Genomic DNA, 23,115 nt, shown 5'->3' on the forward strand with positions numbered 1-23,115 from the left:
GCGGGTGTGCAGGCTGCCGTCCGCGTCCTTCAGGACGGACTTGACGATCAGCGCCTCCTTCGACCCCAGGTGCAGCGACCTGGCGGTCACCGCCCGGGACGCGTTCGCCGCGGTCAGCAACTCGCCACGCTGCGACGGCGACAACTGCACCGGCAGCGCGCCGGCGCGGGCCTGCGCCTTGACCGGGGTCTGGCTCGAGGTTCCGGCGGTGGCGACACCGGACGGCAGCACGGCCGCGACCATCGCGGCGCCTGCTATCAACGCGCTCGCGGCGACGGTCTTTCGGGTGGATCGAGTCACACGGAACTCCTTCTGCAGCGGCCGGGTGTGTACGGCCGGAGTCAGCCGGGCAGGTGCGGGTGTTGCCGCCCGGTAGAGCTGGAGGTGCGAGTGGGTCGGACGGTGTCCGACGTGATCGCCGCATCGTGTGGTGCGCGTGCGTTGTTAGGGGTGCTCTGCGGCGACTGGATGGAAGCGTGCCAGCTTTGACGGGCACTCGTCATGTACGCGTCGCCAACTTGGCCGAAATCCTTCACTGATCGATCTGTGGCGTTCGTCGGACTGCCCGGCAATAGGCGTCACTTGAGCCTCTTGGTGGTCAGCCCGCCGTCGCAGCGGTAGAGCGGGGCGGTGCGACGGATGACCATACGGAGCGTGACGATCGTGGCGGACAGGTAGAGCTGGAGGCCGACGACCTGGCTGCTCTTCTCGGTGCAGTGTCGGAGTTTGCCGAAGCCGTTCATCCACGCGTGACTGCGCTCGATCACCCATCTCCTGCCGGCCTGGATCGGAGCGGGCACGCCCTCGCGGGCGATCTCGCCGGTGAAGCCGAGTTCCGATCAGCGCCAGTGTCGCGTGCAACACCTTTGGCGCTGCCTATGATTGGGGCGGCTGTCGGAACTCCCGAAGAGTAAGCCGCAGTCACCCGGGTCGGCACGAACGGCCTGACCGTGGTGCCGAGTGCGTGTTCAAGTGGTGCGGCACAGAGCGTGGTCGATGAGGTTGCGCAGTGTGTCTTCCTGACGGGCCGCGGTCTGCGGGTCCGCAGAGCGACTGTGCGCGGAGACGGTGATAGTGCGCCGGCCGTCCGTGGTGGTCGCGACACGGATGACATATCCGAAGCCGCTGCCTCCGTGCCCGAGGTAACTGCCGCCGCAGGACAGGGGTGTGAAGAACAGACCCAGGCCGTCCCGGGTGCCTGCCGGGTGACCGCTGTCCTGCGGCACCGGGACCGCGGTCTGCATGGCAGCGAGCTCGGCGGGCCTCAGCAGCTGCCCGTCGATCAGGGCGGAGAAGAAGCGATTGAGGTCGCGGGCCGTGCCGGTCATCGAGCCGTCGGCCCCGCCGTCGAAGGGACGATAGGGGATCGTGGTGTCGACCATCGGGCCGTCCACGGTGAATTGCTGGTAGTTGGCCGTGTGCGGATGCGACAGGAAGGGCCAAGTGCCGGGAGTGTCGGTGTGCTCCAGGCTGAGGGGACGCAGGATGCGGTTGTGGACCTGCTGTTCCCAGGTGTGGCCTGTGATCTTCTCGGTGATCATTCCGGCAAGTACGTAGTTCGTGTTGGAGTACGCCCAGCCGGTGCCTGCTGGGAAGGCAGGCTCATGGCGCATCGCCAGGGCCACCAGCTTCTCGGGCGTGTAGGCACGCCACCGGTTGGCGAAGTAGGTCTGGGCGCTGGGGTCGGGGAAGACGTCGTAGATGTAGTCGGGCAGGCCGCTCGTGTGCTGCAGCAGGTCGCGGACGGTGATGGTGCGGCCGTCGTTTCCGGCTCCGGACACGACCCCGGGCAGCAGTTGCTCCACCGTCTGGTCAAGGGAGATCCGCTTTTCGCCCACCAGTTGCAGTACGACGGTGGCGACGAACGTCTTGGTGGCACTGCCCAGCCGCAGGTAACCGTCCTTCGAGACCGGGCGGCGAGTGACCAAGTCCCCCACCCCGGAGCGGGCCGTGACTGTCCCGCGCGGGGTTTCCAGGCGGACCGTCACTCCGGTGACCCCGGCATCGCGCAGCGCGTCGGCGTCACGCTGCACAGACCACCCCCTGCTGGAAAGGTGCGGCGCGGCCGAAGCCGGAGCAAACGGCAGAGGCGACACAGCCAGCACCAGCACAGCAGCTGACAGTAAACGACGAGAGATCATGGCCCGAGGCTGGAAACCGCAAGGGCCAACAGCCATCCGGGATACGCCCCTTCTCGAACGGGTGCCAGCCGGATGGACAATCGTGCCAGGCACCTGGCACATCCACTGGCCCCCGCACCTGGCCATGCCCCTGAAACATGAGCCGGGGCGGGCCCTGCTTCCAGGGCCCGCCGTGGGTTGTCAGTGGACGGTCGTAGGCTCTGTTCTCCGTCGCCAACGAGCAAGGAGCCGTCATGAGCGCATGGGCCAACGGCATCGCCGCCAACACCGTCTTCGTCGAAGACCTGGCCGCCTCGAAGAAGTTCTATCTGGACGTCTTCGACGCCCCGATCCTTTTCGAGGACGAGCAGTCCGTCGCCTTCAGGTTCGGAGGGACGATCTTCAACCTGCTGCAGACGACGCACGTTCCGGAACTCATCGAGCCAGCGACCGCGGCCCCGCGCGAGGCTGGCGTGCGCCTGGTCTTCACTGTCGAGGTGGACGACGTCGATGCGAAGTGCGCGGAGCTCGCCGCGGCCGGCGTTGAGCTCGTCAACGGGCCGATGGATCGGAGCTGGGGTCCGCGCACCGCCAGCTTCCAGGACCTTGACGGCTACATGTGGGAGATCACGCAAGGCCAGTGAGCCGCCGACGGGCCACGGCTGACCCGTCAAACAATCCACTACGTCAGTCGGCCCTGGCCAGAACGTGACGTGAGAAGGGCCGCACAGGTTGGGTGAGTTGTGACGCATACCTGGGGCCCGTTCGGCCTGTTCCCATCCTGCTCGAAGAACTCGCACCTAGATGGGCGGCGACCCGCGAGTCCGCGCTGCCCGAGCGGCGTGGCGGTGCTACCGGCGCCGGACTGGGCTTGAGTCTCCAGTAGGGGGAGACGCGAAGGTGGGGGCATGGACGGCGACACGCTCTACTCGATCGGTGACCTGGCCCGGCGCACCGGTCTCACGGTCAAGACCATTCGGTTCTATTCCGACCGTGGGATCGTGCCGCCGATTGACCGCAGCCCGGCGGGCTACCGCCTCTATGGCATCGACGCCGTCGCACGCCTGGACTTCGTACGAACCCTGCGTGACCTGGGACTGGACCTTTCCACGATTCGGAAGGTAGTGGACCGTGAGCTGTTGCTCCCGCAGGTTGCGGCGGCGCACGCCGAGGCCCTCGCAGTGCAGATCAGGACCCTGCGCCTGCGCCGAGCGGTACTGACGGCGGTGGCCAGACGCGAGTCCACCCTTGAGGAGATGGAACTCATGCACAAGCTGGCCAGACTCTCCGATGAGGAACGCCGTTACCTGATCGGTGATTTCCTCGACGCTGTCTTCGCCGACCTGCACGACAGACCCGAGTGCGCAGCCGTCGTTCGCTCGATGACGCCGGAACTGCCCGACAATCCCGAAGTGGAGCAGGTCCAGGCGTGGGTGGAGCTGGCCGAGCTGTCCCAGGATCCGGACTTCCGCGCCGGCATGCGGGGGATGACTGAGGGCCACATGGCAGAGCGCATGAAGGAGGGGACCATGCGACCGGTCCGCGACGTTGCGGCGGTGGTCCGTGACCAGGTTGCTCCCGCGCTTGCCGACGGAACCGACCCGGCCTCGCCCCGGGCGGATCCGGTCATTGCGGCGATCACGGCCCATTACGCGTACGTCATTGCCGCCCCCGACGACGTTGAGCTCCGGCGTCGCCTGCTGTCCTGGCTGGGGACCGCGAACGACCCGCGTCGAGACAGGTACTTCCAGCTGGTTGCCGTGATCAACGGCTGGACCGCCCCGCACAGCCTGACGCCGGCATTCGACTGGACCATTCAGGCCTTGCGCGCCCGGCTGTAGCAGTGGCGAACGGCTCGTGAAACGGTATCGCCGGACGACTCGGACCACGCCGCGACCGCCTTGTTGCGACTTGCCTCATTCCGGAGGCGGCCCCGCTCCCTCGCCCATTGAACCTCGTCAATGGCCACGGACTTGCCGGCGTTCCGGACGCCGCGGTGCGGCGCCATCGACCAAGCCCAGGACGTGGGCGAGCGGCGGGCCGGCCCACGCCGACCCGTCCCGGCCGCTGGGACTGCGCGGGCCCGTCGACTGACCCCCGGATTGCTGCCGGTCCTGTGACTGTCCACTGTCGTTCGAGGCAGTGAGCGCAGGCGTGCAGACCATGGCGGCGTAGCCACTCGCCCGCGTCCATGCCCGGCCTCCGGTTCGTGCGCAGCTGCTTTGTGTCATCGGAGTTTGATCGCCGCCCCCCATTTACCGGTCGGTCTCATGCCACCGAACGTTGAGCGACTGAGGATGCTCGAGGCCAGGGGCGACGTCTGGGCAGCAGACCCGAACGTCGTCGTAGTGCCCCCTTCTGTAGCGCGGGAGGAGAGACGCAGGTCACAGGTGCTCATGTCACATCCTGCCGAGCTGTGCCGTCGTAAGTACGTAAGTATCGAGAACGGCAGAGGAGATCACCATGAGTGCTCGTTTGGACGCCTTCAGCAGTCCTACCATGGGTAAGGTTTTCAAGCACATCATTGCGGCAGGCAAGGTGCTCGAGGACTCGACGTTGCCGACCGCGACGCAGGAGCTGGTGAAGCTCCGCGCCAGTCAGATCAACGGGTGCGGCTTCTGCACCGACATGCACAGCAAGGACGCCGCCGCTGCAGGTGAGACCTCGGTACGTCTCAACCTGGTCGCGGCGTGGCGGGAGGCCACGGTCTTCACCGAGGCCGAGCGGGCCGCGCTGGAGCTGACGGAGCAGGGGACCCGCATCGCGGATGCGGCCGGTGGGGTCACGGACGAGGCCTGGGCGAACGCTGCCAAGCACTACGACGAGGAGCAGCTGGCTGCCCTGGTGTGCGGGATCGCCCTCATCAACGCCTTCAACCGGGCGAACGTCATCATCCAGCAACCCGCCGGCGACTACCAGCCCGGCCAGTTCCACTGACGGGACGGCCGTGGCGGCTGGTGTCGTCTTGTACCACCAGCAGAACAACACACCGGGCACCGCTTCGCGGTGCCCGGTGTGTTGTTCTGTCGCAGCGAAGTTTGAGCATTCTCATCGATTCCTAATGTCGTTTGTCAACCGTCGCGGTCAGTCGGGAGGGTCAGGTGGACGGATGACGGTCACGGTGACGGACCGGTTGCGTAGCCCTTCAGCCAGGTACGCGATTTCCACGAACGTGCCGACCAGGCCGACTGACCTAAGGTCGGCGGCCACCAGCCGTGCTTCGCCGAGCGAGAGATGGTGTATCTCGCGCAGGGCCCGCAGTACGGGAACGAGGCTCGCCTCCTTGTTCGCAAGGCAAAGTTGCGCGGCCCCGTGTTTGGTCAGCAGGGCCTGCCTGATCTCTTCGGGAGCTGGGCCCGTGTCCATCTCGCACCATGCGTTCGGGCAGGCTTGGCATTGCCCTTCAACGCCCCACCGGAGCCGACCACGGTCGATGAATTGGCCCACGTCGCGGACGAGCTCGCCGCCACAGCTCGCGCACGATGATGTGAACTTCACTCCCTGAGTGGCGGTGATCATTGGGCTCATTCCCTGCGCCGCCGATCCGGTTGATCCTGCCGTACGCAGCGGGATCTGGCGACCCGGTTGTTCGGAGGTGCAAATCGCCTGTAGGGCGTCATGCGGCGACTGGCACCGGTGGTGCGGGTTGGTAGCACCGTCCGTCTCGTAGGAGGGCCCACATAACGTTGACGCAGCGGCGGGCGAGGGCCAAGACGGCCTGGGTGTGGCGCTTGCCCTCGGCTCGTTTGCGTTCGTAGAACCGGCGGGATTCTTCGCACCTACGGATACTGAACAGCGCGGAGGTGTAAAGGACGCGCTGGAGCTTCCGGTTGTAGCGTTGTGGGCGTCGCAGGTTGCCGCTGATCTTCCCGGAGTCCCGTGGAGCTGGCGCGACCCCGCCGAAGCCAGCGAGACGGTCGGACGTGCCGAAGGCCGCCATATCACCGCCGGTGGCGGCCAGGAACTCGGCACCGAGGATGACGCCCAAGCCGGGCATGCTGGTGATCACTTCGAAGTGGTGGTGCTGGCGAAACCGGGCCTCGATGAGTTTGTCGATCTCGGCGACCTGCTGGTTGAGGTCCATCACCTCCTTCGCCAGCGTGTGCACCATCTGCGCGGTCAGCTTCTCTCCAGGGAGGCTGGTGTGCTGGAGTTCGGCGGCCCGAACGGCTTTCTCGGCGAGCTGATCTGCACTGCGGACCTTGCGGTTGCGGAGCCAGGTCTCCAGCCTCTTGCAGCCGATCCGACGGAGAGACGCTGGTGTCTGGTAGCCGGTCAGCAGGGTGAGTGGAGCGGTGTTGGTGAGGTCGAGCGCACGCTCCAGGCCGGGGAAAATGCCGGTGAGTTGGGCGCGGAGCCGGTTGACGGTGCGGGTGCGGTCGGCCACCAGATCCATGCGGCGGCCGGTGAGAAACTTGAGGTCGATGACGGTCTCGTCGCCGGTGCGTAAGGGGTGCAGGTCGCGCCGGATACGGGCCTGGTCGGCAATGACGGCTGCGTCCCTGGCGTCGGTCTTGCCCTCGCCGCGGTAGCCCTCGGACGCGCGGTGGATGGCCCGGCCAGAGAGGTAGAGCACCGGTTGGTCGTGGTTGAGGAGGATTGCGATGACCAGGGCGGCTCCGCCGTCGGCCAGGTCAATACCCCAGGTCGCCTCGTCCCCCAAGGCCAGGACGTCGGCGAGGAGTTCGAGGAGTTCGGATTCGTCGTTGGCGACGCGTCGAGACAGCAGCCGACGGCCACTCTCGTCGATCGCGACGCAGTGGTGGTGGGTCTTGCCTGCGTCGATGCCGGCCCAGATCGGGGCCATGTGGTGCCTCCGTGCGGTGGGTGCTGGTGCCTCCCGACGGACGACCTCGCTGTCGATTCCCTACGGAGCGATCATTCGCAATTCCTAATTGGCAGCCGAGTCGTCGTAGGGCGTCGGGCGGCCAATCGGTGGAAGCCACAAGCGGCAGAAGTTTGAAAGCCACACCCGACGCCCCTGGGTGGGCCAACCATACGAAGGGCTCGCCCAGTCCCGTGGAAGAACGTAGGGAAGTTTGAGCGGTGTCAGGTGAGGCGGCCGACGGTGCCGTCGATGGTGTGCCGGGCCACGTTAGTTGGCACCTGGCCAAGATTGCTGGCACCGTGACTACCGATCTTCGGCAGGGCATTGCGACTTTTCGCGATGAGTGACACCTGATCTTGGTGGTTGACACCACCCTGAGAAACGCCGAAGCCGTACCGGAATTCTGCTGTGCCCGTTCCCGCGGCCCGCACGGCGGTAGCGTCGGTCCCATGATCCTATGGCTCAACGGCACCCACGGCGCAGGCAAGACGACGACCAGTGCACTCGTGCAGCAGCTGATCCCGGATTCACGGGTGTTCGACGCCGAGAAGGTCGGCACTGGCCGCCCTGGCGGCAGCTCGTAGTCGAGACCGCCCGCCGCGTACTCGACTACACCGGCGGCACTCTGGTGATGCCCATGACTGTCCTGGTCGAGCAGTACTGGCGCGAGATCAGCTCGGGCCTTGCCCAGCATGCCATTCCGGTCCGGCACTTCGTCCTCCATGCCGACCAGGACACCCTCCGCGGGCGCATCGCGGGCGACACCGTTCTTGGCCCCAACTCCCCTTTCCGTTTCCAATACCTTGAGCCCTACGCCGAGGCGGCTCGCACGTGGCTGCACGCCGAGGCCGAGGTCGTCGACACCACGCACCTCACGCCCGCCCAGGCCGCCCTGCAGATCGAAGAGGCCGTCAAGAGTTGAGGTCCAATCGCCACACGAAACCGGCGCAGGTGGCAACAGAGAACGACCTGCCGGCGTCAAGCAATGCGAATCGTCCATCAGAGCTGTCCAGATGCCCTTCGCGGTCATGTCCTGGCTGATCACCGGGTTCACCAGGTGGCGAACCGAGGCGATCACCGGTGTCTTGTGGTACGGGTTGGGCCGCTGGCGGGCAGGAGGAAGCGACGCGGTCAGCCCCGACCCTTGACCGTCGTGCGCCGACGCGGGACGGAGCCGCCGACAAGAGCGCGCTCCAGGTGCTCGGCGGGACGGCCGGCGAGGACGGCGAGCCGGTCAGTCAATGGCGGGCCGGGTCGTAATCGGGCCCGCAGGCGGCGAGGCTGCCGGAAGACCTCCGTCAGGCGCATGGCAACGTCCGTCTCACGGCCGCACCGCCAGTGCCGGTAGCGGGCCAGCCATCGCAGATTCGCCATGAAAACCGGGTCCGGCACGCCGACGCGCGCAAACTCCCAGCCAACCGCCGAACAGGCCCGCCCGGTCGCGGCGAAAGTCTCTGCGGTCCGCTCGTCGGCCTGGTCCTCGGCACGAACGTCGACCAGGCGGGCACGGTCTTGGGCCAGCCGTACGAAGTAGTCAGGCGCGTACCGCCGCCGCTCTTCGCCGTCGCGCGAGTGCAGCCAGATCGGCTGGGAGGCGAATCCCCATCACGCCAGGGGCGAAGCCCAGCAGGATCAGCCGGTCCCGTTCCAGCCACGACTCGTAACCCACATGGTCGCCGGTGGTCACCGCGTCGTACCAGCCGGGGAAACTGCGGTCACCCTTGTGCCAGCGGAACCCGCGTACCGGCGGTACATCCTTGAACCGGACGTGCCACCCCGCACCTCACGCAATGCGACGGCGCTGCCCGCCGTCATAGAAGTCCAGGTCGAAGGTATCGAGCACGGGATCGCCGTACGTGTGCAACGGATGCCCCACCGTCTCCCTGGACAGCCAGGCCTCAGCAGCCACTCAACCTTCGCTGAGAAAACCTTTCGGTCTCCAAACTTCGATGACAACGCTCAACCTTCTGCGAGAGATCAATCCGGTTCGTGCGCAGCGGAGGGTCAACCCCTGCATGAGGCAGGTCAAATGTACGCGCATTGTACGATCGCAGTACGCGAAATGTGTGTTTCTTGCAGTAGAATGGGTCCGGAGGTGTCCATGTCCGAGTTGTTCGAAGCGATTGACGCCCTGATCGCGTCCGCTTCCCCGCTTCCCCCGCCGGCCGAGCGGGAACGCCTGCGCAAAGCTCATGGGTTGACCCAGGACCAGGTCGCCAAGGCGCTCAGGGTGCGTCGGCCGACCGTGGTGTCGTGGGAGAGCGGGAAGACCGAACCGCGGCCGCCGCAGCGCGAGGCGTACGCCCGGCTGCTGGAGAAGCTTGCCGAGCTCTACCCGGCCGACGCCGTCGTGGCCGGTCAGGTAGTGTCTCCCGACACGGCGGGCACCGCTACGGAAGTTAGTCCGCTGCCCGCAGGGCCGGCCGCCGAACCCGACACCACGCCGCAGTCCGTCCCGGCGCCGGCTCCAACGACGGGCGCCCGTCCGGACCGTTCGGCGAGCATTACCCCACCGATGTCGCGGCGCCCGGTCGTACGGAGTGCCACCCCGAAGCCGGCCCCCGCCCGAGCTGCCGCCGATCCGGGCTACGCAAACGGTCCGCTCGGTGTGCTGGACGGCGACGGCTCGCTGTACTGCCTCGGCGGACTCGTCCTCGACTGTCCCGCCAGAACCATTCCCGCACTGGTCGACTGGACCCTCGCCGACGCGCACCTGGGCGCGCCGCGCCTGCACCCGTCCGGCAAGGACGCCGACCCTCTGATCGTCCTCACCAGCGCGGCCGCTGAACGGCTCGGGCTCCCCGAGCGCCTGGAGGACCGGCGGGGCCTGCGGCTGCCCGAGGACCACAAGGTCGTCAAGCAGATCACCAGGGCGAAGTGGAAGCTGACCCGGCGCGGCTTCGGCCCCTGGGCGCGGATCTACCGCCCTGCCACCGGCGGGCACCGCCAGTGTGTGCAGTTTGCGGTCCTGCCCTGGGGCGCTCTCGACACCCGCTCCTGGGGCCACACCGACCAGCTGGACCCGGCTGGCATCGCCGATGTACTCGGCACCTACGCGACTCGCGTCATCACCCCCTGCGGCTCCACTGCCGTCTCCGGCCTGGAGACGATGACCGCGCTGCGCCCGCCGACTCGCGCTGTACGGAACGAGGACACCGGCGCCTGGGTGTCCGGGCCGATGCCTGGCTCGCTCACCGACCCGGTCGACCCGGCACCGGTGGAAGCCCCGGACGAGCACCCGATCGTCGCTGCCCTCTACCCGCGCACCCATCAGCGCACCCCGGGGGAGGTCCTGGACGAGGAGGCGTACGAGTGGACCCGTGACCCGCAACTGCTCACCGACACAGAGTGCACCAGGACGTTCGCAGTCGGCATCGACGTCAACACCGCGTTCCTCGCCGCCGCGAACCGGCTCGTTGTCGGCCTGGGCGCACCAGTCCACGTCACGGCCCCAGTGTTCGACAAGAAGATGCCGGGGAGCTGGCTGGTCGATCTCTCCGGCATCGAGCTGGACCCGCGCCTGCCCAGCCCGTTCACATCGCACGGCACCCGCCCGGAAGGCCCGGCCTGGTACGCGACACCGACCGTCGCCTACGCCGCCGAGCTGATCGACACCTACAAGCTGCCGGTCGCCATCCGGCCACTGGAAGGGTGGATCCGCACCGAGTCCGGTCCGTACCTGGACCCCTGGTACAAGCGTCTTGCCGAGGCATACAAGCAGACAATGGCTGACCTGGGCGTCGCCCCAGGCATGACCGAAACCGAGTTTCTCGCCGCGATGTTGACGCACAAGCAGACCGACCCGGGCATGGCTGCGGTCTTGTCCGCCGTCAAGTCGACGGTCAAGGGCGGCATCGGAAAGCTGCGCGAGCGCCCCCAGGGCACCGGGTACAAGTTCGGCGAGCGGTGGCCCGCGCTGGAGCGTTCGACGTGGCGCCCCGACATCCGTGCCGCTGTCATCTCCGCCGCCCGCGTCAACATGCACCGCAAGGTGGTGAAGACGGCGTTGGCGACGCAGACCGCTCCGGCCCCCGTCGGGCACCTGATGCTTGGGGAGGACGCGTTGCTCCCGATCGCACTGCTGTCGGACTGTGCCGTCTACCTCTCCGACGGGCCGTCCCCGCTGGACGTCCTGCCGCACACCGCCGACGGGAAGCCGGCCCCGGGTACGTTCCGGCTCGGTGTGTCCCCGGGGATGGTCAAGCACGAGGGCACCCAGGAAATGCTGTGGGCTGTGCAGATGCTCGACGAAGGACACAATCCGGCCCGCCACATCAAGGGAACCGACGCCGCGATCGACGGAGAGTAGGAGCGCCCGGTGGGCATCATCGGAGACAGCCTCGACAAAGCCGCAGCCGGCACCGCCACCCGCCCCATCCCCAAGGGGGCTCCCGCGCAGATGCGGTTCCTGGTCAAGCAGTACAAGGGCACCAGGGCCGTGGCCGAGCTGCTGGACATTTCCCAGCGCACCGTCGAACGGTACGTCAAGGGCGAGTTCAAGAAGCCGTATGCGGACCTCGCGGCCCGGCTTGCCGGTGAGGTCCGCCTGCGGTGGCAGCCACGAGTGAAGGAGAAGGCGAAGAAGCAGGCCGCCACCTCCACCGGCATCGTGGTGGAGACGAGGGCGAGGTTCGGGTTCACCGCAGCCCCCGGCACCACGGACGACGGGCGTATCCGGCTGATCACTCAGCACCTCCCGCCCGAGTACGCCGCCCGCCTCTTCGACGCCCAGGCTGCCGGCGCCACGGACGAGCAGCTCCAGGCCGTCGTCGCCGAAGGACTCCAGGAGCAGTACTTCAAGGACCGCGGCCGCCGCGCCGACGGTCTCCTGGTCGAGTTCACCGACATCGACTACGTCGAGCTCGACTTCTAACACGGCCGCGCCTGGCCGTGCGAAGGCGCGAGGTGTGACGGAGTACTTGAGTTGGAAGGATGACAAGCGATCGTTCGGTGCCAAGAGCGCTGGCAATTCAGCTCCAACCGGCGTGTCACGCGCGACGGAACTGGCCATGTCGCCGAGGTCCGCCGGTGCCAACTACCGCGTCACGTCACAGGAGAGGGCCCCGCTCGATGTACAGCGAGATCTGCTGCCGCCCGGAGGCAATGTCTTCCACCGCGCTGGCTTTTTCGTACGCCGAGGCCGAGGCGAGCACGGTGTGCCGGGGTGTCGAGTCCGCACACCTCAGGTGGTGATGGCCGTCGCAGGGCGGTAAAGCGAACGGGGGCATGCACCAGGAAGGCCCGGTGGCTTGCACCAGTGCGTCGAGGTTTGTAACAGGTGAGGCTGAACTAGCCCTTGTTGAGCCACACTTGGAGGAACTCGTGGCCATCCCCGCCTCACCCTCGGCGCGCAGCGGAACTCGGTACCGCGGCGGTCTCCGGGCGGCCGTGGCAGCCGTCTGCTGCGGCCTGCTGCTGAGCGGGCCGGCCGTCGCCACCGCCGCCACTGCGCCCGCCGCCCACGCCCTGACCCGGGTGCAGCACGAAGACCATGGCCGGGGCTCGCTGGTCTCCGCCGAGAAGCTGTACACGCTCGCGACCCCGCAGGCCGTGACCGCGGAGCTGGGCGCGGCCGGGTTCGAAGACGACACCGTCCGGTACGGCGTGGTCGCGTACCGGCTGGTCTACCGGACCGTCGACCGTTAGGACGGCTCACCACGGCGAGCGGGCTGTTCGTGCTGCCGCTCACCAGTGAGGGACGGTTACAGGCGGTTTCCTTCGCCCACGGTACTGGCAGTCACACGGACGATTCCCCGCCCATGCGGCGCGGCGAGTTCGTGTCCGCGCCGGTGATCGCGCACGCGGCGGCCGGTGCCGCAGGGGTCGCGCCCGACTACCTGGGGATGGGCAAGGGACCCGGTTTGCACCCCTGGATGGACATCGGCTCCGAGACCACGGCATCCCTGGACATGCTGCGGGCGGCCCGCGCCTTCGCGCCCCGCACCGGACATGCGCTGGCGCGCAAGGTCATGATCACCGGCTTCTCGCAGGGAGCCTCGGCAGCTCTGGGTCTCGGCCGGGCTCTGGACGCGGGTGAGGACCGCTGGTTCCGGATGGGCGCGCTGGCACCGGTCAGCGGCGCATACGACTTCGGCGGCGCGGAGTTGCCCGCGCTGCTCGAGGGCAGGCTCGAACGCAAGTCCAGTGTGCTGTACGCGGCGTACACCTTGGTGGCGTTCAACAGGCTCCACCACATCTACGACAGCCCTGGCGAGGTCTTCCGAGCCCCTTATGACAGCACCGTCGAGGCGCTCTTCGACGGCGCCCACACGGGGGAGCAGCTGATGCGGGGCACCCCGTGCGCTCTGGACGAGCTGCTGACCGAGCGCGGCCGCGAGCTGCTTGCTCATCCGACTGGGCGGATGGCGGCGGCGCTGCGCACAACCGACGCCGTATGCACCGACTGGGCCCCCCGTACCCCGGTCCGGCTCTACATGGCGAGCGGGGACGAGCAGGCCGTCACCGCCAACACCGCGCACTGCCAGGCGGCTCTGCTCAGGAACGGCGTGGCCGCCCCGGTCGTCGATCTCGGCGATATCGACTACCACGGATCCCGTCACCTGGGGTCCAATGTCGCGGCCACGTCGGCGATCGTGGGCTGGTTCAGTGAGTTGCGCCGACAGTGACCGGAACGTGGGAGCCGCAGCCGGTGACAACGGCGGTGCCGCCCGAACCGATGGTGACAAGCAGCGTGCTGCCCCGGTGACAATCACCGTGCCTCGTCGCCGGCAGAACGGCGAACGGGTTGATGACCGTACGGCACGCCTGCATCGAGTACCTGCCGATCAAGGAAGCGGACCGTAAGCACCACTGGCCGCTCGGTCGCCGCCCGGACGACCACGGACAGATCCACGCAATGCTGCAGCCGTGCTCGGGAAAACACGACAGAAGGCGTCCGGTTTCTGCGCAAGCATTCTGTCGGCGGTGCTCGCACGGGCGTCGCCGCAGCGCGTCAAGGACACGGAAGGACACGCATGTCAGCAACACTGGACGGAAAGGTCGCTCTCGTTGCAGGGGCGACGCGGGGAGCCGGCAGGGCGATCGCGGTGGAACTCGGCGTGGCTGGGGCTACCGTCTATGTAACTGGTCGTAGCACACGAGGGCACCGCTCGGAGTACAACCGCCCCGAGACCATCGAGGACACCGCCGATCTCGTGACCGAGGCGGGAGGCCGCGGCATCGCGGTCCCGACCGACCACTTGGTTCCTTCCCAGGTCCGAAGCATGGTGGATCGCATTGCATCCGAACAAGGCCGGCTGGACGTCCTGGTCAACGACATCTGGGGTGGTGAACTCCTCTTCGAATGGGACACCCCCGTGTGGGAGCACGACCTCGACAAGGGACTGCGGCTGCTCCGGCTCGCGGTAGAGACCCACGCAATCACCAGCCACCACGCTCTTCCCCTCCTCCTGCGGAATAGCGGCGGACTGGTGGTCGAGATGACCGACGGCACCGCCGAGTACAACCGGGACACTTACCGGGTCTCGTTCTTCTACGATCTCGCCAAGGCCGCGGTGCTGCGCATGGCCTTCGCGCTGGGGCACGAAGTCGGTCCGCGGGGTGGCACAGCGGTGGCACTGACGCCCGGGTGGATGCGTTCGGAGATCATGCTCGACCACTTCGGCGTGACCGAGGAATCGTGGCATGACGCGCTGGAGGGAGAGCCGCACTTCTGTATCTCCGAGACTCCGTTCTACGTCGGGCGAGCCGTCGCTGCCCTGGCCGCCGATCCCCAGGTGAGCCGTTGGAACGGGCAGTCGTTGTCCGCCGGTCAGCTCGCCCGGGTCTACGGCTTCACCGACGTTGACGGCAGCCGACCAAACGCCTGGCGGTACATCGTCGAGGTTCAGGATGCGGGCAAGCCCGCCGACGCCACCGGATACCGCTGAACCGCAATCATCTCTCGCGGCTCGGCTCAGTGCCGAAGGCTCCGGCACGGACTCGGGGGCACCTCCGGATCGCCGCCGATCGGCCGTACTATTCCGGGAAACATCGCCAGCACGGGATGAACGTTCAGGTCAGCGCCGATCCGTTCGGTCGTCCGCTGTGCGCCTCGTCACCCGCGTTGCCCGGCGCGGGCCATGGCATCCGCGCAGCCTGTACCCACGGCGTCATCGGCTCTCTGGCCCGCGCGGACATCCCGTGCTGCGCGGACAGGGAATACCGGAGTGCAGGCGGCATCGTCCGCGTTCCCTCCCGCGGATGTTTGGGGTTGGGAGAGGCTCACAGACGCATGATCGGCTGCACTGAACGCGGCGAGCCAGCCGGAGTCGAAGACGCCACGCTCACACCGAGGGCCAACGGCAGGAATAGCGTCAGCCAACTCGTAATCTGCTGCTCCAGCCGTTGTCCCGCTTCCTCAAGAACCTCCCGCAGAATGATCAATGGAGTGATCGGTCCAGCTCAGTGTCAGGTTCATCAGGTCGCGGAGGTAGTGGAATGGTGCGGGGCGATGAGGTGGAAAGGCAGCGACGACCTGTGCGACGTGATCGAGCCGCTCCAGCCGGAGGCCGAGCGACGCGCGAGCCACCCAGATTGCATACCTCTGAATGGTCGGCGGAGTTTCAGCAGATTCTGTTCCCGCCGCACCCGGCGATTTCCTGGGAGTATCTGCCACAGGAGTGGGGTTCCGGCCCGGGGATAACCTGCTGATGACGTCCACCTTCACCAAAGAGCAGCACGGAACCTGCCCCGAGTACTACGCCACCCGCACGGATGGCACCGTTCTCGAGCCCACCCCACCCCTCGGACTCACCACGCCCGCCGGCACCCTCGATCTCTCCGGGCGGCCGCCCCCTCGCCGACCCGAGCGGCCGCACCGTCGTCGTCACCGTCCACCAGGAGTAGCACATGACCACCGAGCAGGAAGCCCGCGACGCCATCCACCACGCCTTCGGTGAGACGGCACACGCCGAAATCGAAACCTTCCCGGCTGGGAACCTCTCCATCACCATCACCAAAGGCAAGCACGCCGCAACCATCGACGGCCATCCTGAAAGCGGCTGGGGCTGGACCGTCGACCCGTGCGAGGACGACGGCTTCAGCGGTCACGAGAACGTTGCGACCACGCTCGACGAGGCGCTCGCCAACGTGCGTGCCGCACTGATCTGACCTGGACGAAAGAGGCTCGCACAGCAAGGTTCGAAGGCCAACTGGGCCCAGAGCCAGGCCGATGCCTCCCAGAAACTCGGAGCCACCGCTGATGACGGCGTAGACGTTTCCAGGGTGATATCCCAGCGCGGCGAACCCTTTGCCCGCGGCAGTGAGGCCCTCGCCGCCGAACAGGCCGAAGAGCTTTTGGGAGACGTGCCCGGCCATCAGCAGGCCGAACGTGATCCTGATGAGGAGCAGGCCCGCAGCCCTGCTGGACAGTGTCCGGCCTGGCGGCGGCAAACGCCGCGGGCGGCGCCAGGGCACTCATCGTCATGACGCCGACGACCACTGCAGCTGCGGCCGGCACGGCTCTGCGCCGACCGCTCCGCTGCCGCCTGGACGAACGGGACATCTGCCGTGCCTGCTCGCGCACGAGTCAACTCCCGGGGAATCGTTGGGAAGCCCGCGGCATGTGCCAGGCCCCGCATTTCCGGATGCGACCGTCCGGGGCGATCCTGACCTGCGCTGCAGGTAGGGCTAACCCCCTGGTGCACTCAGCCGATGGGGAAACAAAGACGCGACGGCGTCTGTAGCGCCGACACTGACCGTCAGACTCGCCCTGGACCGGCCACTCGGCTCCCTGCACTCAACCACTCAAGAGCAACGCTCAGTAGCCAACCGGAATACTTGGTCACGCCGTTCGGTCTCGCGTAGTGACACGCGTCGAGCAATAAATCGAACATCCGATCGAATGTGGTGATGGAGTCCATCGCCTTCCCTCACGAACTGGTGCAGGCTCAGCGCGGCTGGAACTCCACGTACCACGCGCTCGCCGCGCCCCACCCCCGCACCTTGCTGCGCCGTCGCCTGCTGCACCTGTCCGCCCGGATCGACTGGCGCCCCTTCTGGACCTCCGATCCCGGCCGGAGCACCGAGGCCCGGATGCCCAGACGTTCACGCAGGTCCTTGCCGCGGTTACGGGCACGCCGGTGACGGAGTGCTCGGAGTCCTATCGGGTGCCGGTGCCGGTGCCGGTGCCGGTGCCGGTGCCGGTGCCGGGGCCGGAGCCGGGCGTGGCCGGTCTGGCCCTGCTCGGAATGGTGGAAACCCTCCAAGGTCGCCTCATCATTACTGTTCCCGGCAAGGTGACCGCCCGGGTCCGCACGGTCCGAGACTTGCAGGACGCGGTGAGTACTCCGGTGGTCGCCGCACCCCTGGACATGTCGACCGGCAAGGACGTCCCCTCATGACCGAACGCATCGTCAGTTCCCGCTCTCGCGGCTTCCTGTTCCTCGACTCACACCCTGCCGGCTGCACCCGGCTTGTCCAGGACATGTGGCAGGCCGTCCCCGAACCGGCGCCGGAGGGTTGTACGGACGCGGACGAAGCGCCGGTCGCGCTTGTGATCGGCTCGTCCGCCGGGTACGGGCTGGCCGCCACCATCGCAGGACTCGCCAGGGCCGGTATCCGGGGCGTCGGTGTGTCCTTCGAGAAGGCGCCCGGCCGCCGAACTGCAACGGCTGGCTGGTACCGGACAGTCGCAACGGCCGAGCTGGCCGTGAAGCACGGGCGGGACTTCGTGTTCCTCAACGGCGACGCGTTCTCCGACACCCTGAAGGACCAGGTCGCCGACCTCCTCTATGAGCGGTTCGGCGGGAAGCTCGACTACCTCGTCTATTCCGTTGCAGCCCCCCGCCGCACCGATCCCGATACCGGTGTTACGTACACGTCCGTGCTCAAGCCGATCGGTGAGGCGTACCGCACCAAGACCCTCGTCTTCGACGGCGATGGGGCACCCGAAGTCACGACAGCCGACACCGGGCCGGCCGAGGGCGACGACATCGAACAGACCGTCGCCGTCATGGGCGGCACGGACTGGGCCCGCTGGATCGACCACCTCGCAGGGCGCGACCTGTTGGCACAAGGGTTCGCCACTGTCGCCCTGTCCTACATCGGGTCGCCGCTGACTGCCGCGATCTACCGGCAGGGCACTATCGGTGCGGCCAAGGCCCATCTGGAACAGACCGCCCGCGACCTGAACGACCGGCTCGTCAAGGAAGTCGACGGCCGAGCCCTGACCTCAGTCAACGGGGCCGCCGTCACCCAGTCCAGCACGGCCATTCCCGGCATCGCGCTCTATGTCGGGCTCCTGCGAGGCGTCCTCGAAGACGCCATGGTCCCGCCGATCGCCCAGCTCACCCAACTCTGGGACCAACTCACTGGCATCGCGCCCCTCGACGTCGACGACGAGGACCGCATCCGCCTCGACACCTGGGAGCTGACCCCCGACGTCCAGGAGGCCGTCGCCGAGCGCTGGAAGAACGCCACCACGGAGAACATCCCGACCCTCGCCGCCCTCGACTGGTTCACAGTCCAGGTGCAGCAGCTCTACGGCTTCGCGGTGCCCGGCATCGACTACGCCGCGCCCGTTGAGATCGACGTCCCTTGGCCCCAGTGCACCTCCTGACACCCGGGAGGAACGCCATGCGGCAGTAACGGCTCGAAGAAGACTGCTCGGGAATGGCCGAGCGGCGCGTGACAGCCCCGAATCCTTCACTGCCGTCCTGACCACTTGCGGCTGATCGCTCGAGCGCCTCGGGGTTTGAACCCCGGGCGGCGGTGAGGCGTTTGCGGCGGGCGCGGACAGTTGGGCGCCGAGGTGCGGGCGTTCGCGGCGCACGATGAAGCCGGTGCCGGCCGGGTAGCCCGTGAGGTCGACCAGCCCGGTCAGCTCGGTGACCTCGGCCCCGGGGCGCAGGGATCCGTCTTCCATGAGTCCTACGAAATTGCCCGCCGACGACTACTACGCCTCCCTGCCCAAGCACATCGCCGGGGCCGGAGCGATCATCCACGACGCAGCAGACCGCATCCTGGTGGTCAAACCATCCTACCGTGACGACACCTGGGAGATACCCGGCGGCGCGCTGAGCGCGGGAGAGGACCCACTGCAAGCGGCCCGGCGCGAGGTCAGGGAAGAGCTGGGTATCGACCTCGCGCCGGGCCGACTGCTGGTCGTCGACTGGGTACCGGAGCAGGTCGATGGCCGTCCACCACTGGTCAACTACCTTTTCGACGGCGGTCTGATGTCCCAGGACGAGGGTGAGAACCGCATCCACCTGGACTCGGACGAGCTTACCGAATGGCGGCTGGCCACCTCCGCCGAGTGGGACACCCTGTTCGCCCCGCACCTGGCCCGCCGCCTGCACGCTTCCTCCCGCACCCTGGCCGAGGGCAGCACCGTCTACCTGCAGCACGGCTTCGACCCCACGCGTCCCGAGAGCTGACGCCCTCGCCACTCTTCCGGTCGGCGCGGGCGCCGACCGGCTGTGACGCCGCCTCCCATGTGCCGGTCGGTCTACGTCGTACCGGGGCGCCGGCTCCCAGGCCCGAGTGCCGTTTGAGGGCGTCGGCTCAAGCGAGGAAAGCGGCGGCGGCAACAGCACGCATGCCGAAATTCCGCCAGGCCGGCAAGCACCCCCTGATGTCGGAAGGGCTCACGCTTGGCTCCTTGGGGAGATAGGAGGTGTGCAGACATGCTCGCCTGACTGCAGTAACCCGGCGCGCGCAGCGAACCTCTTGTGGCAAAGCTGTTGGCCATACGCGCTCCCGCCGTCCACTCGGCGAAAGACTAGAGAAGGTTTTCCTGTGCGTTTGTACGGAATAGCTCTATGGCTCACGATTCCTATGGCAGTTCCTCTCATGGCGGCACCGGCCGGGGTGACGACGGCCGGTGCCGCCAGAGGGACGATGCCGGGAGGTCCTCTTTCGCTTTCGGTGTGGCGGGCCGGAGTACTTCCGGAGCCGGCTATCGAAGCCGCGCGGCCGTTCCCAGCCCTCGGAGCGACGGCAGTGGCATTCCCCCATGCGGCGCCTCGGCCCGCCATCGTGTCGCGGACCCAATGGCAAGCCGACGAGACCCAGCGCGACCCCCATGCCCACTACGCGGAAGGGGTGGCGGCGGTCTTCATCCATCACACCGACACCCCCAACGGCTACGACTGCGCGGACGTCCCGCGTACCCTGCGCAATCTGTATACGGGCCAGACTCGTGACCGGCGATGGGGGGACCTCGGCTATAACTTCCTCGTCGACAAATGCGGCACCATTTACGAAGGCCGTGCCGGCGGTGCGGACCGTCCCGTCATCGGCTCCCACACCATCGGGTTCAACCAAGGCACTGCGGGGATCGCGGCGATTGGTACCTTCGGAAGAGGGACGCCAGTGCCCGCAGCCATGGAACATGCGATCGCGGCCCTCGCAGCCTGGAAACTCAGCCTGCGCGGCATCGACCCCACCAGCAAGGTGCGGCTCACGTCCATGAATGACAAGAGTCGCTATACGAAGGGAACTTCAGCCGAATTCGATGCCATTTCCGGCCACCGCGACGGCTATGCCACTGACTGCCCGGGGGAGGCGCTTTTCGCCCGACTCCCTGCGATCCGTATCATGGCTGCAGGCCTGCAAGGAAGGTCTCCACGAGCATTCTCTGGTGCCGGGCTTCCCCCGGGCTTGCAGAGCCTCCACCGAGGCGTCCAGTGACAGTTCGTCAGAACCGGTATACAGGAAATGTGCGGACCGTCGGCTTCGTAGGCAGCTTGGCAATCGTAGGCACCTTGGCAATGGCCCTTGACCTCGGTTTTCGGATGCGGCGACAAGGCGGTGGCTGTCGTCAACTCGGGCGCTCCGGACCAGAAGCTGAGGCCACTCCAGCTCGCCCTTCTGGCTCCGGCGCGACTGCTATCCCAGGCTCTCGGCTATCGCCAAGTCACCGCCACCCGTCTCATACCGAAGCCGGTGGCATCTGGAGCCGATTCGCCCATGGTGGCCACTTACGGTAACGACAAACGCCGCTTGAACGGAGCACACGAGATGCGCGGCGGGGGGGAGCTTCCCCACTCGGCCCACTGCCTGTTCCGCTTCCGCGCGTGCCCTGAGTCCGGTCCTCGGAGTCCTGAGCAAGGTTGCCTGCCGTCGATCCGGGGTCTTCGACGGAGCAGGTCTCGCACCAGCGGCCCGCGCTGTGTGAGAAGGACTCATCGTTCGAAGGATGAGCGCCCTGCACCGCACCCCCCAACGTTTCACCCTTCGCGGGCTGAAGGCTGTGACGCCCTGCCCGCCGACGCAACCTTTCCGTGTGCCCGGGGTGCCTATGCGGGGGGCCACCGGTGCGCTGGGCTTCCTCGCCACTCCACCCACCGAGGATCGTCAAGAACTTCTTCTGGGTCCGACAGGCCGGCGCCCTCAAGGAACGCCACCACATCGCGATCGGAGTGGGCCAGCCCAAGGACTTCGTCCCCGCCGCGCCGGTGCACGCTCACTATTCGCCCTCCTGTGGGGGACGGTGTGTCCACGATGATCATCGCACCACTCATGCAACCAGAATGCCGCTGTTCTTCGCGCGCCGCAGGTCGACGTGGTCGAAGCACCGCGCGTGCTCCTTGATCAAGTCGATCAAGGAGGCTTTGCACGCATGGGCCGCTCGGGATTGCCTTCGGCGGTCGAGCGTTCACCAACGGTCACCATGCCTGTGCGGCCCGCTCCACCGCATCCTCGGCGAGAGGACCCGTCGGCCCTGCTGACTCAGCGGGTGATCAGCACGCCGACCTCTTCGAAGAGCACCTGGCGCGAACGATGGACTATGCGGCACCGGCTCGTCGCGTTCCCGACCCCGCGGTTCAAGACGTGATCACGTCTGGTGGGGGCCCTGAGGAGGCTTGGAAGCTGCCTGTGTGGATCGTTGCCGAGACCGGCAGGCCGATCGGGCAGGTCGTGAGGGACCTGGGGATCAACGAAACAACCCTGAGCACGTGGGTGTCGCGGGCGAAGAAGGCAGGTGGGGTCGGGGCGCTTCCCGTGCCTGAGCGTGCGGGGCTGGCCCGGCTGTGGCGGCAGGATGCGGAGAAGAGCAAGCGGATCAAGGAGCTGGAGATGGAGCGTGACGCCCTCAAACGCGGCATGGCCCTGTGGGCGAAGTAGCTGAGGGGGCCCCGGCGGTACTCGTCGGGGTGATCAGCGATCAGAGGATCGAGTGCGGCATCCCGCACACCGTCGCCTGCCGTGCCCTGGGCGTGTCAGAGGCGTGGTTCTACAAGTGGCTCCGTCGCCCGGCCGAGCCCACCAAGCGCGAGGTCAGGAGGGCGCGGCTGGAGGAGAGGATCACGCACTTCTTCCGCGCGTCCGGCGACACCTCCGGCTCGCCGCGGATCACGCTGGACCTGTGGGCCGAAGGCTGGCAGGTCTCGGTGAACACCGTTGCCGACATCATGGCCTACCTGGGCCCGCAGGGTCGCAGGCCGCCGCGCCGAAGGCGCTCGCTAACCCGGCAGGGCAAGCGCCGAGCAGCTCCTGACCTGGTGCATCGCCGGTTCGATGCCGTCGCGCCCGACGTGTTGTGGGTCGGCGGCATGACCGAGATCGAGACCGGCGAGGGCAAGCCCCGCCTCGCCTCCGTCCTGGACCTCTCGCGCCGCCTGCTCGGCTACGCGATGGGCGCGCACCACGACGCGGCCCTGGTGGGAGCGTCGCTGAACATGGCAGCCGCGACCCGCGGCGGCCAGGTCGACGGCGTGATCTTGTGGTGCAGTCCATGGGACGCGTTGGATCAGCCCTGGACAGCGCCGCTGCCGAGTCCTTCAACTCGCTGATCAAGGTCGAGTACGTCCACCGGCACCACTTCGCCACCCGCACCGAGGCCCGGCTGAAGATCGCCACCTGGATCACGGACTTCTACAACCCGCGCCGCCGACACGGCGGGGCCGCCGGCCTGCCGCCCATCGAGTTCGAACGCACCATCAGCGAAGCACGCGAGAACCACCATCAGAAGGACCAAACCGCATGAGGAAGCCGTCTACGTTTCCGGAGGACTGACAGTGGGTGTGGTGGGTGGTGGGTGATGGGTGTTCGGGGTGGGGGTGGGGTGCTGCCGGGTGGGTGAGGGGGTGGGGGGTTTGTCGCTCGGGTGGGCTAATTGTGTGCCAGGGAGGCTTATTTTATTGTTATTTGACGGCATGTCAGGTGATGGCGAAGGGTGTGGGAGGCGGGGTGTTTACACCCGGTCGGCCCTGTGGTGAGACG

At 67.4% G+C, this 23,115-nt stretch carries 25 protein-coding genes and 6 pseudogenes; 20 read left to right on the forward strand and 11 right to left on the reverse strand.

The window, feature by feature from the left end; all coding sequences use genetic code 11:
• From AB0N06_RS33300 to AB0N06_RS33310, 3 genes and pseudogenes are all read right to left on the reverse strand, one after another.
• Positions 1–300 (reverse strand): annotated as a pseudogene (locus tag AB0N06_RS33300) (peptidase M4); the annotation flags it as partial.
• Positions 301–578: 278 nt separating this feature from the next.
• A pseudogene (locus AB0N06_RS33305) lies at positions 579–836 on the reverse strand (IS5/IS1182 family transposase); the annotation flags it as partial.
• Positions 837–968: 132 nt separating this feature from the next.
• Positions 969–2,033 (reverse strand): serine hydrolase domain-containing protein, encoded by a 1,065-nt coding sequence (locus AB0N06_RS33310; protein ID WP_366138424.1) that lies wholly within the window; start codon positions 2,031–2,033, stop codon positions 969–971.
• Positions 2,034–2,374: 341 nt separating this feature from the next.
• On the opposite strand from AB0N06_RS33310, the gene AB0N06_RS33315 reads away from it, so the two are divergent.
• From AB0N06_RS33315 to AB0N06_RS33325, 3 genes are all read left to right on the forward strand, one after another.
• Positions 2,375–2,764, forward strand: a complete 390-nt coding sequence (locus AB0N06_RS33315) for a VOC family protein (protein WP_366138425.1) — start codon at positions 2,375–2,377, stop codon at positions 2,762–2,764.
• 264 nt (positions 2,765–3,028) lie between these two features.
• Positions 3,029–3,961, forward strand: a complete 933-nt coding sequence (locus AB0N06_RS33320; RefSeq protein ID WP_366138426.1) for a MerR family transcriptional regulator — start codon at positions 3,029–3,031, stop codon at positions 3,959–3,961.
• Between the two features lie 622 nt (positions 3,962–4,583).
• Entirely contained in the window at positions 4,584–5,057 is a 474-nt protein-coding gene (locus tag AB0N06_RS33325; RefSeq protein ID WP_366138427.1) for a carboxymuconolactone decarboxylase family protein, read from the forward strand.
• Between the two features lie 147 nt (positions 5,058–5,204).
• Here AB0N06_RS33325 and AB0N06_RS33330 read toward each other — a convergent pair whose 3' ends face one another.
• From AB0N06_RS33330 to AB0N06_RS33340, 3 genes are all read right to left on the reverse strand, one after another.
• A complete protein-coding gene (locus AB0N06_RS33330) occupies positions 5,205–5,639 on the reverse strand; it encodes a hypothetical protein (protein WP_366138428.1) in 435 nt (144 codons plus the stop codon).
• Positions 5,640–5,736: 97 nt separating this feature from the next.
• Entirely contained in the window at positions 5,737–6,927 is a 1,191-nt protein-coding gene (locus AB0N06_RS33335) for an IS110 family transposase (RefSeq protein WP_366138429.1), read from the reverse strand.
• A 242-nt stretch (positions 6,928–7,169) separates the two neighbouring features.
• Positions 7,170–7,379, reverse strand: coding sequence for a hypothetical protein (locus tag AB0N06_RS33340; RefSeq protein WP_366138430.1), 210 nt, complete (start codon positions 7,377–7,379; stop codon positions 7,170–7,172).
• Positions 7,380–7,397: 18 nt separating this feature from the next.
• Here AB0N06_RS33340 and AB0N06_RS33345 point away from each other — a divergent pair.
• Positions 7,398–7,870, forward strand: a pseudogene (locus AB0N06_RS33345) (ATP-binding protein).
• A 209-nt stretch (positions 7,871–8,079) separates the two neighbouring features.
• Here AB0N06_RS33345 and AB0N06_RS33350 read toward each other — a convergent pair.
• The 3 genes from AB0N06_RS33350 to AB0N06_RS33360 form a co-directional block, all read right to left on the reverse strand.
• The gene (locus AB0N06_RS33350; protein ID WP_366138446.1) at positions 8,080–8,532 is read right to left on the reverse strand and encodes a TnsA-like heteromeric transposase endonuclease subunit; all 453 of its coding nucleotides are present in this window, start codon (positions 8,530–8,532) and stop codon (positions 8,080–8,082) included.
• Positions 8,483–8,635 carry a hypothetical protein gene (locus AB0N06_RS33355; protein ID WP_366138431.1) on the reverse strand — a complete coding sequence of 51 codons (153 nt, stop codon included), beginning with the start codon at positions 8,633–8,635 and terminating at the stop codon, positions 8,483–8,485. Before AB0N06_RS33355 ends, AB0N06_RS33350 begins: the two co-directional genes overlap by 50 nt.
• A 96-nt stretch (positions 8,636–8,731) precedes the next feature.
• Positions 8,732–8,857, reverse strand: coding sequence for a hypothetical protein (locus tag AB0N06_RS33360; RefSeq protein WP_366138432.1), 126 nt, complete (start codon positions 8,855–8,857; stop codon positions 8,732–8,734).
• A 192-nt stretch (positions 8,858–9,049) separates the two neighbouring features.
• Between AB0N06_RS33360 and AB0N06_RS33365 the strand changes: the two genes are divergently transcribed.
• From AB0N06_RS33365 to AB0N06_RS33400, 8 genes and pseudogenes are all read left to right on the forward strand, one after another.
• Entirely contained in the window at positions 9,050–11,257 is a 2,208-nt protein-coding gene (locus tag AB0N06_RS33365; RefSeq protein WP_366138433.1) for a helix-turn-helix domain-containing protein, read from the forward strand.
• Positions 11,258–11,266: 9 nt separating this feature from the next.
• Positions 11,267–11,821: an XRE family transcriptional regulator gene (locus tag AB0N06_RS33370; protein WP_366138434.1), complete on the forward strand. Its 555-nt coding sequence runs from the start codon at positions 11,267–11,269 to the stop codon at positions 11,819–11,821.
• A gap of 449 nt (positions 11,822–12,270) precedes the next feature.
• Positions 12,271–12,594 (forward strand): hypothetical protein, encoded by a 324-nt coding sequence (locus tag AB0N06_RS33375; protein ID WP_366138435.1) that lies wholly within the window; start codon positions 12,271–12,273, stop codon positions 12,592–12,594.
• 113 nt (positions 12,595–12,707) lie between these two features.
• Positions 12,708–13,574, forward strand: a complete 867-nt coding sequence (locus tag AB0N06_RS33380) for a hypothetical protein (RefSeq protein ID WP_366138436.1) — start codon at positions 12,708–12,710, stop codon at positions 13,572–13,574.
• 113 nt (positions 13,575–13,687) lie between these two features.
• Positions 13,688–13,789: pseudogene (locus AB0N06_RS33385) on the forward strand (DUF1348 domain-containing protein); the annotation flags it as partial.
• A 133-nt stretch (positions 13,790–13,922) separates the two neighbouring features.
• Positions 13,923–14,837, forward strand: coding sequence for an SDR family oxidoreductase (locus AB0N06_RS33390; RefSeq protein WP_366138437.1), 915 nt, complete (start codon positions 13,923–13,925; stop codon positions 14,835–14,837).
• A 65-nt stretch (positions 14,838–14,902) separates the two neighbouring features.
• A pseudogene (locus AB0N06_RS33395) lies at positions 14,903–15,151 on the forward strand (IS5/IS1182 family transposase); the annotation flags it as partial.
• A gap of 647 nt (positions 15,152–15,798) precedes the next feature.
• Positions 15,799–16,059, forward strand: coding sequence for a hypothetical protein (locus AB0N06_RS33400; protein WP_366138448.1), 261 nt, complete (start codon positions 15,799–15,801; stop codon positions 16,057–16,059).
• A 45-nt stretch (positions 16,060–16,104) separates the two neighbouring features.
• On the opposite strand, the pseudogene AB0N06_RS33405 reads toward AB0N06_RS33400, so the two are convergent.
• Positions 16,105–16,266 (reverse strand): annotated as a pseudogene (locus AB0N06_RS33405) (DoxX family membrane protein); the annotation flags it as partial.
• A 534-nt stretch (positions 16,267–16,800) separates the two neighbouring features.
• Here AB0N06_RS33405 and AB0N06_RS33410 point away from each other — a divergent pair.
• From AB0N06_RS33410 to AB0N06_RS33430, 5 genes are all read left to right on the forward strand, one after another.
• A complete protein-coding gene (locus tag AB0N06_RS33410; protein ID WP_366138438.1) occupies positions 16,801–17,034 on the forward strand; it encodes a hypothetical protein in 234 nt (77 codons plus the stop codon).
• Positions 17,031–17,291: a hypothetical protein gene (locus tag AB0N06_RS33415; RefSeq protein WP_366138439.1), complete on the forward strand. Its 261-nt coding sequence runs from the start codon at positions 17,031–17,033 to the stop codon at positions 17,289–17,291. The genes AB0N06_RS33410 and AB0N06_RS33415 overlap by 4 nt, the downstream gene beginning before the upstream one ends.
• Positions 17,288–18,508: an enoyl-[acyl-carrier-protein] reductase FabV gene (gene fabV / locus AB0N06_RS33420; protein WP_366138440.1), complete on the forward strand. Its 1,221-nt coding sequence runs from the start codon at positions 17,288–17,290 to the stop codon at positions 18,506–18,508. The genes AB0N06_RS33415 and fabV overlap by 4 nt, the downstream gene beginning before the upstream one ends.
• A gap of 304 nt (positions 18,509–18,812) precedes the next feature.
• The gene (locus AB0N06_RS33425) at positions 18,813–19,325 is read left to right on the forward strand and encodes an NUDIX hydrolase (RefSeq protein WP_366138441.1); all 513 of its coding nucleotides are present in this window, start codon (positions 18,813–18,815) and stop codon (positions 19,323–19,325) included.
• 463 nt (positions 19,326–19,788) lie between these two features.
• Entirely contained in the window at positions 19,789–20,580 is a 792-nt protein-coding gene (locus AB0N06_RS33430; protein ID WP_366138447.1) for a peptidoglycan recognition protein, read from the forward strand.
• Between the two features lie 608 nt (positions 20,581–21,188).
• Here AB0N06_RS33430 and AB0N06_RS33435 read toward each other — a convergent pair.
• Positions 21,189–21,413, reverse strand: a complete 225-nt coding sequence (locus AB0N06_RS33435; protein ID WP_366138442.1) for a hypothetical protein — start codon at positions 21,411–21,413, stop codon at positions 21,189–21,191.
• 259 nt (positions 21,414–21,672) lie between these two features.
• On the opposite strand from AB0N06_RS33435, the gene AB0N06_RS33440 reads away from it, so the two are divergent.
• The 3 genes from AB0N06_RS33440 to AB0N06_RS33450 are packed head-to-tail and all read left to right on the forward strand — an operon-like array spanning position 21,673 to position 22,879.
• Positions 21,673–22,017, forward strand: a complete 345-nt coding sequence (locus AB0N06_RS33440) for a transposase (protein WP_366138443.1) — start codon at positions 21,673–21,675, stop codon at positions 22,015–22,017.
• A gap of 29 nt (positions 22,018–22,046) precedes the next feature.
• Entirely contained in the window at positions 22,047–22,685 is a 639-nt protein-coding gene (locus AB0N06_RS33445) for an IS3 family transposase (RefSeq protein ID WP_366138444.1), read from the forward strand.
• Positions 22,628–22,879, forward strand: coding sequence for an integrase core domain-containing protein (locus AB0N06_RS33450; RefSeq protein WP_366138445.1), 252 nt, complete (start codon positions 22,628–22,630; stop codon positions 22,877–22,879). The genes AB0N06_RS33445 and AB0N06_RS33450 overlap by 58 nt, the downstream gene beginning before the upstream one ends.
• Positions 22,880–23,115 lie beyond the last annotated feature (236 nt).

Source organism: Streptomyces sp. NPDC051020, assembly GCF_040683105.1.
In the GTDB taxonomy this organism is placed as follows: Bacteria; Actinomycetota; Actinomycetes; order Streptomycetales; family Streptomycetaceae; genus Streptomyces.

Coding starts and splice junctions, on each gene's coding strand:
- AB0N06_RS33440 (WP_366138443.1), top strand. CDS start 21,673: ATGGACTATGCGGCACCGGCTCGTCGCGTTCCCGACCCCGCGGTTCAA.
- AB0N06_RS33430 (WP_366138447.1), top strand. CDS start 19,789: ATGCCGGGAGGTCCTCTTTCGCTTTCGGTGTGGCGGGCCGGAGTACTT.
- AB0N06_RS33425 (WP_366138441.1), top strand. CDS start 18,813: ATGAGTCCTACGAAATTGCCCGCCGACGACTACTACGCCTCCCTGCCC.
- AB0N06_RS33435 (WP_366138442.1), bottom strand. CDS start 21,413: ATGAGTGGTGCGATGATCATCGTGGACACACCGTCCCCCACAGGAGGG.
- AB0N06_RS33380 (WP_366138436.1), top strand. CDS start 12,708: ATGCGGCGCGGCGAGTTCGTGTCCGCGCCGGTGATCGCGCACGCGGCG.
- AB0N06_RS33320 (WP_366138426.1), top strand. CDS start 3,029: ATGGACGGCGACACGCTCTACTCGATCGGTGACCTGGCCCGGCGCACC.
- AB0N06_RS33365 (WP_366138433.1), top strand. CDS start 9,050: ATGTCCGAGTTGTTCGAAGCGATTGACGCCCTGATCGCGTCCGCTTCC.
- AB0N06_RS33325 (WP_366138427.1), top strand. CDS start 4,584: ATGAGTGCTCGTTTGGACGCCTTCAGCAGTCCTACCATGGGTAAGGTT.
- AB0N06_RS33335 (WP_366138429.1), bottom strand. CDS start 6,927: ATGGCCCCGATCTGGGCCGGCATCGACGCAGGCAAGACCCACCACCAC.
- AB0N06_RS33330 (WP_366138428.1), bottom strand. CDS start 5,639: ATGATCACCGCCACTCAGGGAGTGAAGTTCACATCATCGTGCGCGAGC.
- AB0N06_RS33450 (WP_366138445.1), top strand. CDS start 22,628: ATGGGACGCGTTGGATCAGCCCTGGACAGCGCCGCTGCCGAGTCCTTC.
- AB0N06_RS33400 (WP_366138448.1), top strand. CDS start 15,799: ATGACCACCGAGCAGGAAGCCCGCGACGCCATCCACCACGCCTTCGGT.
- AB0N06_RS33315 (WP_366138425.1), top strand. CDS start 2,375: ATGAGCGCATGGGCCAACGGCATCGCCGCCAACACCGTCTTCGTCGAA.
- AB0N06_RS33390 (WP_366138437.1), top strand. CDS start 13,923: ATGTCAGCAACACTGGACGGAAAGGTCGCTCTCGTTGCAGGGGCGACG.
- fabV (WP_366138440.1), top strand. CDS start 17,288: ATGACCGAACGCATCGTCAGTTCCCGCTCTCGCGGCTTCCTGTTCCTC.
- AB0N06_RS33410 (WP_366138438.1), top strand. CDS start 16,801: ATGGAGTCCATCGCCTTCCCTCACGAACTGGTGCAGGCTCAGCGCGGC.